This is a genomic window from Pedobacter psychrodurus (assembly GCF_032678585.1).
Classification (GTDB): Bacteria; Bacteroidota; Bacteroidia; order Sphingobacteriales; family Sphingobacteriaceae; genus Pedobacter; species Pedobacter psychrodurus_A.
Window position 1 is genome coordinate 1 of sequence record NZ_JAVTSN010000044.1, and the last position, 12,240, is coordinate 12,240.

Sequence of the window (12,240 nt, forward strand, 5' to 3'; positions counted from 1 at the left end):
ATTTTCATATAAACTGAATTAAGGTTAACAAAATTAGCCCTGCAGTCTGAAAACGTCAAGATGTTCGATAGCCGAACGACTTGTTAAACAAGTGGTTATAAATAATTCGGTGAGTTCTTTTAGTACCTAAATTACTCACCGAATTACACACTTTTAATATGAGAATCGGTGAGTATTTTGGTTTTTACCTAAAACAAAAAAGCTTGCAATCATTTGATTTGCAAGCTTTTACGTAGTTTTGATACTATCTTCTGTGATCCCGCTGGGATTCGAACCCAGGACCACTACATTAAAAGTGTAATGCTCTACCAGCTGAGCTACGGAATCATTTCCCTTTGTTTAAGGAGGTGCAAATATAGAGATTTATCCTTTCCTTGCAAACATTTTTTGAAAATGTTTTAGGTGTTTTTTTGTTTGGTAAAAAACAGTGGTTCTAACTCGCTGATTTTAAAAATTCTAAGTTTAAAAATAATTTTAAAATTTATTTTCAGCACAACAGTAAATTTTAAAATCAGCGTCTATTTGCTTGCTTTAGGGATAAAATTCAGGAAAGACTGAAACTGTGCTTTGTGTTTGTTCTTATCCAGTTTAAAATAAAAAGCACCTCTACGGGAACTTGATTTATCCTTATCGGTCTGCTTGATCAGAAGTCCACTGGCAGTAATCTTGCGGATAAAGTTCCGGTTATCGATCGGCGAATCGTAAACCTGCTCATATAAAGCCTGCAACTGTGGTATGGTAAAACGTTTTGGTAAAAGTTCAAACAAAATAGGATGGAGGGCGGCCTGATATCGGATTTTATCCATCGCGGCCTTTACCATGATATTATGGTCGAAAATCAGTTCAGGAACATCTTTCAATTTAAACCATTCGGCATGGTATTGATCGTTGATCTGTTTGCTGTATTTATTGATATCGATCAGTGCGAAATATACTACCGAAACCGTGCGTTCGATAGGGTCACGGTCAGGACGGCCATAAGCGTGGAGCTGCTCGAGGTATACGTCGTGTAAACCCGTTAATTCCAATAAAATCCTTTTGGCTGCGCCATCAAGATCTTCAGTTTCACCAATAAAACCACCCATCAAACTCCATTTATCTTTAACGGGCTCTATGGCTCTTTTGATGACTAAAAGTTTTAACTGCTCGCCATCATAGCCAAAAATAATGCAGTCTACTGCAACAAGAACAGGTTTTTGGTTTAAATATTTTCCCATGTTAAAAAAGCGTATTTAATTTGGCATCATTATAATCTGTAATATAGCCTAAGATATTCGGATAACCATCAAATTCTTCAATCGTGTGTGTAGTTGTTAACACAATGCATTGCATACCAGCATTTAAGGCCGATTCTACGCCTTTTGGCGCATCTTCGAATACCAGACAATCGATCGGCGCAATATGTAAAGCTTTTGCAGCCTTTAAAAAAGTTTCAGGATCAGGCTTGCTGGTTTTGACGTCATCAGCACTGACTATGGCATCCATATAGTGACGGATATCCAGGCCATCTATTACAAAATCGATATTAAAAGGTATTGCCGCTGATCCGATGGACATTTTAATATTGGCTTTTTTTGAACGTTCCAGGAAAAGGTCCAGGCCATCAATAAGCGCCAGGTGCGGCATATAACCTTGCTGATAGCGCTTTTCCTTATCGATAGAAAGCCGTTCTATTTCTTCCTCATTAAATTTATCCTTCCCGAAAACACGCTCTAAAACTTCATGGTTTTTGCCATACATTTCTTTTTTGACGTTTTCGTAGTCGAGTTTAGCACCTAAATCTTCCGTCATGATGCTGTACCAGGCCAGGGTATGGTATTCCATATCATTAATCATGGTGCCGTTTAAATCAAAAAGAAAGGCTTTTGGCTTAAAATTCAAATGATGCATATGCCTGCTAAATTATGTGATTTTTTTCACTGTTGATAATCATCATTAATATTAACTTAACAATAATTATAATCGTTACTATAACGTTAATTATTTTTATTACTTTAGTCCTAACCAAAAATAAATCTACATGGAGCCAGAACAGCTTTGCAGGCATTGCGCAATCTGCTATGCTCTTAAATTTTAACCAGATGAAAAAAATATTCCTTAAGGCCTTGCCCTTTGCCACACTGTGTTTAACCATTGCTTTTATATCCTGTAATCCTAAATCGGATAAGGCGGCAGAAACAACCGGACAAAGCGACTCGATGAAATACAACACCACCATTGATGGGAAAAGTGTTCAGCTCTACACCTTACAAAACAAACAGGGCGCCTCGGTTTCCATTAGCAATTATGGCGGGAGGGTAGTTTCGCTGTTGGTGCCAGATAAAGATAACAAGTTAACTGATGTTGTTTTAGGTTACGACAGTATAAATGCCTACCGTAAAAAAGGCGAGCCGTTTTTTGGGGCCTTGATCGGTAGATACGGAAACAGGATCGGCAAAGGCAAATTTACTTTAGACGGAAAGGAATATGCTTTACAGCTTAACGATGGTGTAAATACACTGCACGGTGGCACTGATGGTTTCTTCTCGAAAGTTTGGGGAGCCAAACAATTGGATAGCCAAAAACTGGAGTTGAGCTATATTTCTGCAGATGGCGAAGCAGGTTATCCTGGCAAGCTGGATGTTAAAGTAACATACACTTTAACGGATGATAATGCTTTACAGATTGATTATTTAGCCACTACAGATAAAACAACTGTGGTAAACCTGACCAATCACGCCTATTTTAATTTAAACGGAGAAGGAAATAACACCATTTTGGATCATGAATTAACAATTGATGCAAATGCATATACACCAGTAGATTCTACATTGATCCCGACAGGTAAATTACAGCCGGTAGCCGGAACAGCTTTCGATTTTAACAAAGCCAAAACCATCGGGAAATCGATAGAAGAAAATGATCAGCAGTTGAAATTCGGCAAAGGTTATGATCACAATTTTGTGTTGACGCATCACGATGGCAAAACACCTGTGGCTACGGTTAAAAGTCCGGTTACGGGAATCGTTTTAGAAGTTTATACTGTTGAACCAGGATTACAGTTTTATAGTGGCAACTTTTTAACAGGTGTGGATAAAGACGGTAAAGGTGGAAAATCATACCCACACCGTTCGGCTTTTTGCTTAGAAACACAACATTTTCCAGATGCACCGAACCATGCAAATTTTGCTTCTACAGTGCTTAAACCAGGCGAAACGTATAAAACAAGTACCACTTATAAGTTTTTGAAAGCACCGGTAGCTAAGAAAATTGACTAAGATTGTTGATGGAATTGAAAACAAAAAAGCAAGACTTCGAGTCTTGCTTTTTTTGTTTGTCTGATTTGTAAATTCCGCTTTAAGGGTTTAATAACCGGTCAGGGAATTGTGTGATTTTCTCAATGGTTAATTGTTGCATGATCTGGTATAAATGCGTTTTGAACATATTGATGGTATGATCGCCGCCTTCATTACCTAAAGCACCAACTCCATACATAAAAGGGCGGCCCATAAAGTTAAATTCAGATCCAACGGCATGTGCCCTTGCTAAATCAACGCCCGAGCGGATGCCACCATCCAACATAATCTTCAACTTTGATTTGTATAGTGGATTGTTTGCCAATTTGATCAGTGAATTGATGGAGGATTCGCCTGCGTCAATTTGTCTGCCGCCATGATTGGAAACAATCACACCATCAGCGCCGATCTGGATAGCAGCCTGCATATCTTCATCAGTCGCGATACCCTTCAGTACCAAAGGTCCTTTCCAAAGATCACGAATGGCAGCCACCTTTTCAATATCCACCTTACCGGTAAAGGTTTTGTTCATGAATTGTCCCAGTTGCGACATGTCCATTCCTTTTTCCATATAAGGCTTTAAGGTAGCAAATGATGGAATTCCATGTTGCAGGGTCTTAATTCCCCATAGCGGACGGGCAAAAGCTTGCAGGATATTATTGATTGACATTTTTGGTGGAATAGATAAACCACTCTTAATTTCTTTATACCTTAAGCCAAATGCAGGCACATCTACCAGAACAACTAATACCGGGCATTCAACAGCTTTTAAGCGATTTAGAATATCATCTCTCAAGCTATTCTCTGTAGGATGGTACAATTGGAACCATGCTTTTCCTTCAGATACTTCGGCAATTCGCTCGATACTACTGGTGGATACGGTACTTAATGTATAAGGAATATCGGCTTTAGCGGCAGCCTTAGCTAAAATTTCGGGCGCATTAGGCCACATCAAACCCTGCAAACCAATCGGAGATACCCCAAATGGCGCACTGTAACGACGGCCAAATAATTCAACCGACATGTCGATATCTCCGCCAACACGTAAGTAATTCGGCTTAAGGTAGATATTGTCGAAGTCGTTCTCGTTTCGTGATAAATTAAGTCCCTCATTACAACCACCTTCCAGATAGTCGAAAGCAAATTTAGGAATCCTTGATTTTGCCTTTGTTCTTAAGTCGGCTACAGAAGGGAACTGAGGATTGTAAGGAAATGTAATCTTTTTACTCATTTTTAAATATTGTATTGGTCAGATGCTATTTTAAGAAAGCGAAAACTAATCTTTTATATTATATTTTCCATCCTGCTCTATCTGCTGTTTTAAATTTTAGTTACGGATAATGTAGAAGAATATTTTTTTGTGTAGGCTTGATCTGTCATTCTGAACGCAGTGAAGAATCCTTTACAAATAAAGCACTATCAAAAAGATCCTTCATTGCATTCAGGATGACAAACTGGTCGAAAATATTTTGTTTGCGCTCGTTTCCAAACGAGTGCAGAAATAGCAAAACAGTTAAATCGTTATAAACGATAAGATATTCAACGCTCGTTGGAAACGAGCGTTAACGCGTATAAAACTAAACTCCATAAAACACTTTCGCATTGTCACTAAAAATCAGTTTACGTTCTTCCGCAGAAAAGCGTTCGGCATATTTATGCACTAAATTAAACCAATCCTGGTATGGCCTGCTGATCAACATCACCGGCCAATCGCTGCCATACATCACCCTTTCAGTGCCGAAATGTTCGAAAATCCTATCAAAACAATTGAAAAGTTCTTTTTCTTTCCAGTTTTTCCAATCGGCTTCTGCCAGTAAACCAGAAACTTTACAGTGTACATTTGGGTTAGACGCTAAGGTTTTAATATTTTCAGACCATGATTTCAAATCCTGGCTTTTAACATCAGGTTTACCACAGTGATCCAATACAAATGGTTGATCGGGAAGCTGATCAACCATGTTGATAATAGCTGGCAATTGATTGTGGTAGCACAATAAATCGTAGGTGTAATTGTATTTTTTTAAAAGTTTAAGGCCATCGATAAACTTTTTATTTAAGATAAAACCGGCATTTTCAGCTTGTAGGATATGGCGCCAGCCCTTAATGGTTTTGAAATTGCTCCAATACGCTAAACGTGCATCTAAATCAGGATTAAGCAGATCTATCCAACCCACAATGCCTTTTATGATTTCATTTTGCTCCGCCAGCGTTAACAGGAATTGATTTTCCTCTTCCGATTGATTGGCCTGAACTGCTATACAACCTGTAATGTTAAGATCGTTGTATGTTCTTAAAAGATTTTTCGGCGAAAAATCCTTACGGATGGCCAACATATCTTCATTAATCCAGCTATCTCTAACCGGATCGAAATTCCAAAAATGTACGTGCGTATCAATCATAAGGGCGTGTTTAAAGTTTAAATATCTGATCCATTAAGATCCATTTCTCACCTGGTTTCGAACCTGGTAAAGCCTGTTGGAATTTCCACATTAAAGTTTCCCATTCCTGTACTTTTGGATTGGCCAAATCAGCTTTGTTTTTTTCTTCAAAAGAAAAGCTTTCATTTACCTCCATGATCATAAACAGACGGTTTCCAAGCAGATATATTTCTAAGTTTTCAATTCCAGATGAAGTGATACTTTCTTTGATCTCTGGCCAAACCGATTGATGATACTGCTTATACTCCTCTATAAGCTTTTCATCATTTACAAGATCGAGTGTTAAACAGTATCTTTTCATATTAGTTTCCGCTGTATGCTTTAACGGTTTGTTTGCTCGATCCAAGGCCATCGATACCTAACTCTACTACATCACCGGGTTTTAAATACCAGGGCTCTGGTTTTTGACCTAAGCCTACACCTGCCGGAGTTCCTGTAGTAATGACATCTCCCGGAAGAAGCGTCATAAACTGACTGATATAAGCAATCATAAATGGCACATTAAAAATCAGGTTGGCGGTATTTCCGTCCTGTAATATTTTTCCATTAACAGTTAACCAAAGGCGTACGTTGTGTATATCGGCGATTTCGTCCTGAGTGGCGATAAATGGCCCGATAGGCGCGAAAGTATCACAGCTTTTACCTTTTACCCACTGCCCGTTTCTTTCAATCTGAAATTCACGTTCGCTATAATCATTATGTAAAACATAACCTGCAATGTGATCCAAAGCATTTTCTTCAGTTACATAACTTGCCTTTTTACCAATCACAATAGCCAGTTCCACTTCCCAGTCGGTTTTTTTACTGTTTTTTGGAATGATTAAGTCGTCGTTTGGCCCAACGATTGCCGAAGTAGCTTTGAAGAACAAAATCGGTTCCGATGGAATCGGCGCATTGGTTTCTGCTGCATGGTCTTTATAGTTTAAGCCCACGCAGATTATTTTTGAAGGACGGGCCAAAGCTGGACCTAAGCGCACACTTTGATCTACCTGAGGTAGATCTGCCGATTCGATGTCTTTTTTTAGTTTTTCCAAACCATCACCGCCGAAAAATTCTTCGTTATAATCTTTTACCAATGCAGAAACATCGAAATAATTATCATTAATAATTACCCCAGGTTTTTCGGCGCCAGCTTCTCCAAATCGTATTAATTTCATTATAATTTCTTTATTGTATTTAAAATTCTTTTAGTTGTTTAAGGTCGTAAATCCACCATCAATCGGGTAATCGCAACCCGTAATAAACGAGGCTTCATCGCTGCAAAGGTATAGTGCCAATGCACCAACTTCTTCTGGTTTGGCCATTCTGCCGATGGGCTGTGTTTTCGATAGTTTTTCGAACATTTCAGGGATGTTATCCGGATAGTTTTTCTGTAAAAAGCCATCCACAAAAGGCGTGTGAACCCTTGCAGGAGAAATAGAATTACATCTGATGTTCTCGCCGATATAATCTTTAGCAACACTCATGGTAATTGCTTTTACAGCACCTTTTGCCGCACTGTAAACGAAACGATCGGGCAGGCCGATTAATGCCGCAATTGATGCCATATTAATAATTACACCACCACCTGATGAACGGATCTGTGGAATGGCCGCATGTAAACAATTATAAACACCTTTAACGTTTACGCGCATTACGCGGTCAAAATCAGCTTCATCAGTGTTATCAGCCTTTCCAATATGCGCAATACCCGCATTGTTGATCAGGATGTTGATTGCACCAATCTGGGTAAAAACTTCATGAACTGCTTTATGATCGGAAACATCACAACCGTAACTGAATGCTTCGCCACCATTTGCCTTAATTTCATCTATAGTAGCCTGGGCTTGTTCAGTGCCCAACTCGATAATATGGACCTCAGCACCTTGTTTGGCTAAAATGGTCGCTATGGCTTTTCCAATGCCGCTTCCGCCACCGGTAACTACGGCTTTTTTGTTTTTTAGTGAAAACATGTATATGCTTATAAAATTATAATTGATTAGAATAGGATACAAATAAAATAAATAATGTTGGTTAAAAATTTTATCTTCTTGCCTAAATATTAACAGATATTGTCATAAGCTGTTCTGAATAGATAAACGGCTTTACCTTGCATAAATTTTACAAAGCCAATCAAACTTATTGCTTATATTTGAATATTGTCTTTATATTTAAAGATAGTATTTAACCAGATATCCAACAAAACCTATCGCTTATAGGTTTTGTTATAGAGCCAACTGAATGAGAAATTTTCTGATTTTTATTTCCTGCTACTTTTTATCCTTATCGTTTGCTGGTGCTACAGATCGTGCACAAAAAACAATTGTCATTTCTACAGAAAATCATGTCCGTGTACGTTTTGGTGCCGAAAAGCTATCGAAAGCTTTGCTTAAATTAAACTATTCCGTTAAAATCGAGCAAAAGGATAAACTTGCAGGGGCTAACCGTGCTATCGCGATTGGTGTATATTCAGATAAACTTTTTAAGGATCAACTTCCGGCAGAAATCAAAAACAAAATTTCAATTACCAAAAAAGAGGGCTTCCACCTTTATACCGGAAAAAACGGAATACTTTATATTATAGGAAACGATGCTTCGGGTGCTCTATATGGTTGCATAGAACTGGCCGATCAAATCAGTGATACAGGTAAATTGCCTCCTAGTTTAGCGATTTCCGATCAGCCCGAAATGGTATTAAGAGGCACTTGCATCGGCTTGCAGAAACCAGACTATCTCCCCGGTCATGATGTTTATGAATATCCATATACACCAGAAACCTTCCCCTGGCTTTACGATAAAGCATTATGGATCAAGTACCTGGATATGATGGTTGAAAACCGTTACAATTCACTTTATTTGTGGAATGGACATCCGTTTTCATCATTATTAAGACTTAAAGATTATCCTTATGCGGTTGAGGTAGATGATGCTACCTTGAAAAAGAATGAAGAAATCTTCCAGTTTTTAACCAAAGAGGCCGATAAACGTGGCATCTGGGTGATCCAGATGTTTTACAATATCATTATCCCGAAACCTTTTGCCGATAAACACGGCTTAAAAACGCAGGATAGGAACCGTCCGATCATTCCGCTAATTGCTGATTATACCCGAAAATCGATTGCTTCTTTTGTAGAGAAATATCCAAATGTGGGTTTAATGGTGGCTTTAGGTGAAGCAATGGAAGGCGTAGGGCAGGACGATGTTGACTGGTTTACCAAAACGATTATCCCAGGGGTGAAAGATGGATTAAAAGCCGCTGGAATTAAAGACGAACCACCGATTGTATTGCGTGCGCACGACACCGATGCACCCAGTGTAATGAAAGCCGCTTTACCACTTTATAAAAACCTGTACACCGAAAACAAGTTTAATGGTGAAGCGCTTACGACTTATACACCACGTGGGGCATGGGCCGATTTAAACCGGAAATTAGCTGCAATTGGTACGGTTAATATCTCCAATGTGCATATTTTGGCCAACCTGGAGCCATTTAGGTATGGCTCTGCTGATTTTATTCAGAAATCGGTGCAGGCGATGAATAAAATTTATGGGGCGAAAGGTTTGCACCTCTATCCGCAGGCAAGTTACTGGGACTGGCCATATGCAGCAGACAACGTAAAGGGAAGATTGTTGGAAGTAGATCGCGACTGGATCTGGTACAAGGAATGGGCAAGGTATTCGTGGAATTCGCAAAGAGAAAGGACAAAAGAAATCAACTATTGGGGCAAAGCACTCGCTGATAAATATGGCACCAGTTTAACTGGCGGAAAAGCCATTCTGAATGCTTATGAGGAATCAGGAGAAATATCCCCCAAGCTGTTGCGCAGATATGGCATAACTGATGGCAACCGGCAAACCTTAACCCTGGGCATGTTAATGACACAGCTGATTAATCCTTACCGATATGGTGTATTTACCTTAATGTACGAATCGGAAGCGCCAGAGGGAGAAATGATTATTGAATACGCGGAGAAAGAATGGAAGAGCCAAGGCCATATTGGAGAAACACCTGTTCAGGTGGCAAAAGAAGTAGTAGAGCATGGGAAAAAAGCCATTTTATCGATTAATGAGGCCGCACCTGGTGTAAAAAAAGATACCGCAGAATTTAAGCGGCTTAAAAACGATATCTATTGTTATAATGCTATGGCCAATTTTTACGCAGAAAAAGTGAAAGCTGCACTTTGGATATTGAGGTATAAATACTCGAATCAGGTTTCTGATTTAGAGCGGGCATTGCCATTCCTCCAAAAAAGTGTAGATCATTATACAGCATTGGCTAAGTTAACTGAACACAGTTATTTGTATGCCAATAGTATGCAAACCAAACAACGTAAAATCCCAATGCGCGGTGTAGACAAAACTTTTATCCACTGGAAAGAAATGTTACCCATTTTTACAAAGGAACTTGATCATTTTAAACATAGCATCGATTCTCTAAAATCAATAAAACAAGGAACAGTTGCTGCGATTGTACCCTATAAAACCGCCGAAGTAAAAGTTTTAAACGAAACAGAAAGTTATGTGATTGGCAAAGACGCACAGCTTTTTTCAGATACTACAGTAACGGTAAAGGAAGTAGCAGCGCAATTACTCGGTTTAAAAGGCATTAAAATGAGTAAGGAAAAGCAGCTAAAAACGGGTACTGAAATTAAGTTTAGCACCAAAATACCAGTAAAACTTTTAATTGGTTTTTTCAATCAGAAAAACTCACAATACCTGGCTCCGCCGCAGTTGGAAACCGATGCAAGCGCCAACAATTATGGGCAATCCGAAATTAAGATATCGAATGCATTGGTTCCCAATGGCTTTCCACCCGTTAATGTACACGCATATACTTTTCCGGCAGGAACACATACACTAAATTTGGGTAAGGGAGCTTGTTTGGTTTTAGGTTTTATTGATGATAAACAGGAACTGCGCATTTTTAATGCTGGTTTAGATGGCAGGGGTAAAGACATAGATTGGTTATTTGAATAATGAGAAATACAAGAAGTTTAATGGTTACGGCTGCATTGTCGGTAATGACAATTACGGGATTCGCACAACAAAAATCGATTCTCGGAACAGAGAAACTTAAAAAGTATGTCACGTATTTTAATTCGATCGATACGGAAGCAGTAAAAAACTATGTTCCCAATGCAGCAGCTTTTACATGGCTGGCTGAGCAGATTCCATTATTCGAATGCCCTGATTCTGTATTGGAGCAAAACTACTATTACCGTTGGTGGACGTATCGTAAACACCTGGTTAAAACTCCAGATGGTTTTATTTTCACGGAATTTATCGAACCTGTTAAACACGCCGGGAAATACAATTCCATCAGCTGTGCATTGGGTCACCATATTTACGAAGGCAGGTGGTTAAAGGATAATGCTTATTTGAAAGATTACATCAAATTCTGGCTTTACCACGCCGATGTAGGTCAAACCAAACAACGTTTCCATCAATTTAGCAGCTGGATAGATGATGCGGTGTATCAGAATGATTTGGTGCAGCCCGATCAGGCTTTTTTAAAAGAGATTTTGCCTGCACTGGATAAAGATTACGTAAAATGGGAAAGCGAACGACAGCTTAAAAATGGTCTGTTCTGGCAGAATGATGTAAAGGATGGGATGGAAGAGTCGATCAGTGGTTCCCGCAAAGATCAGAACCAACGGCCAACCATCAACAGTTATATGTACGGCAATGCGATTGCTTTAAATAAAATGGCTGTTCTTTTAGGTGATAAAGCACTAGCTGACCGATACAAAAACAAAGCAACGGTATTGAAAAAACTGGTTCAGGATAGTTTGTGGAACGCTGCTTCATCATTTTTCGAAACCAGAAAAGCAAAAGGCGGTTCGTCTGACGTTAGAGAAGCTATCGGTTTTACGCCATGGGAATTCAATTTGCCAGATGATCAGGCAAATTATGCAAAAGCATGGGATCAGTTACTTGATACCGCTGGATTTAAAGCCCCCTGGGGTTTAACGACTGCCGAAAGAAGAAATCCGACCTTTAGAACCAGAGGAACCGGGCATAGTTGCGAATGGGATGGCGCACTCTGGCCTTTTGCTACTTCGCAAACCTTAAAAGGATTGGCAAACCTGTTGACTAATTATAAAAAACAAGGTAAAATGAATGCCGAAGTCTTTTATCAGGAATTGCATCAATATGCGGCATCACATATTAAAAACGGGAAGCCTTATTTGGGTGAATATCAGGATGAAAAAACCGGAGAATGGTTAAAGGGCGATAATCCGCGCAGTAGTTTTTATAACCACTCAACCTTTAATGATCTGATCATAAACGATCTGATCGGTATAAAACCACGACTAGATAATGTGCTCGAGCTATTTCCATTAATCCCTAAAAATCAATGGGATTGGTGTATGTTGGATCAGGTTTCTTATCACAATAAAACGTTAACGATTTTGTGGGATAAAACCGGAAAAAAATATAATAGAGGCAAAGGTTTACTAATTTTCATGGATGGTAAAGAAATTTATAAAGGCAAGGATTTAAAGCCGTTGAAAGTAGAAATGAATTAATGAGTATGGATACTAATG

10 protein-coding genes and 1 tRNA gene are annotated in these 12,240 nt (G+C 39.0%); 3 read left to right on the plus strand and 8 right to left on the minus strand.

The window, feature by feature from the left end; genetic code table 11:
* Nucleotides 1-254: 254 nt before the first annotated feature.
* From R2S57_RS23730 to R2S57_RS23740, 3 genes are all read right to left on the minus strand, one after another.
* Nucleotides 255-327, minus strand: a tRNA-Lys gene (locus tag R2S57_RS23730).
* A 191-nt stretch (nt 328-518) separates the two neighbouring features.
* Nucleotides 519-1,217, minus strand: a complete 699-nt coding sequence (locus R2S57_RS23735; protein WP_316847405.1) for an NUDIX hydrolase — start codon at nt 1,215-1,217, stop codon at nt 519-521.
* Between the two features lies 1 nt (nt 1,218).
* Nucleotides 1,219-1,890, minus strand: a complete 672-nt coding sequence (locus R2S57_RS23740; protein ID WP_316847406.1) for an HAD family phosphatase — start codon at nt 1,888-1,890, stop codon at nt 1,219-1,221.
* A 191-nt stretch (nt 1,891-2,081) separates the two neighbouring features.
* Here R2S57_RS23740 and R2S57_RS23745 point away from each other — a divergent pair, with 191 nt between their 5' ends.
* Nucleotides 2,082-3,257 (plus strand): aldose epimerase family protein, encoded by a 1,176-nt coding sequence (locus tag R2S57_RS23745; RefSeq protein WP_316847407.1) that lies wholly within the window; start codon nt 2,082-2,084, stop codon nt 3,255-3,257.
* Nucleotides 3,258-3,336: 79 nt separating this feature from the next.
* Here R2S57_RS23745 and R2S57_RS23750 read toward each other — a convergent pair whose 3' ends face one another.
* The 5 genes from R2S57_RS23750 to R2S57_RS23770 all read right to left on the minus strand — a co-directional run bounded on the left by R2S57_RS23750 (nt 3,337) and on the right by R2S57_RS23770 (nt 7,665).
* Nucleotides 3,337-4,506 carry an alpha-hydroxy acid oxidase gene (locus R2S57_RS23750; protein ID WP_316847408.1) on the minus strand — a complete coding sequence of 390 codons (1,170 nt, stop codon included), beginning with the start codon at nt 4,504-4,506 and terminating at the stop codon, nt 3,337-3,339.
* Between the two features lie 346 nt (nt 4,507-4,852).
* Complete coding sequence (locus R2S57_RS23755) at nt 4,853-5,674, minus strand: amidohydrolase family protein (protein WP_316847409.1); 822 nt, start codon at nt 5,672-5,674, stop codon at nt 4,853-4,855.
* Nucleotides 5,675-5,684: 10 nt separating this feature from the next.
* Entirely contained in the window at nt 5,685-6,014 is a 330-nt protein-coding gene (locus R2S57_RS23760; RefSeq protein ID WP_316847410.1) for an L-rhamnose mutarotase, read from the minus strand.
* A 1-nt stretch (nt 6,015) separates the two neighbouring features.
* Nucleotides 6,016-6,870: a fumarylacetoacetate hydrolase family protein gene (locus R2S57_RS23765; protein WP_316847411.1), complete on the minus strand. Its 855-nt coding sequence runs from the start codon at nt 6,868-6,870 to the stop codon at nt 6,016-6,018.
* 30 nt (nt 6,871-6,900) lie between these two features.
* The gene (locus R2S57_RS23770; protein WP_316847412.1) at nt 6,901-7,665 is read right to left on the minus strand and encodes an SDR family oxidoreductase; all 765 of its coding nucleotides are present in this window, start codon (nt 7,663-7,665) and stop codon (nt 6,901-6,903) included.
* A 268-nt stretch (nt 7,666-7,933) separates the two neighbouring features.
* Between R2S57_RS23770 and R2S57_RS23775 the strand changes: the two genes are divergently transcribed.
* Nucleotides 7,934-10,669 carry a hypothetical protein gene (locus R2S57_RS23775; RefSeq protein ID WP_316847413.1) on the plus strand — a complete coding sequence of 912 codons (2,736 nt, stop codon included), beginning with the start codon at nt 7,934-7,936 and terminating at the stop codon, nt 10,667-10,669.
* Nucleotides 10,669-12,222, plus strand: coding sequence for an MGH1-like glycoside hydrolase domain-containing protein (locus R2S57_RS23780; protein WP_316847414.1), 1,554 nt, complete (start codon nt 10,669-10,671; stop codon nt 12,220-12,222). Before R2S57_RS23775 ends, R2S57_RS23780 begins: the two co-directional genes overlap by 1 nt.
* The last annotated feature ends 18 nt before the right edge of the window (nt 12,223-12,240 follow it).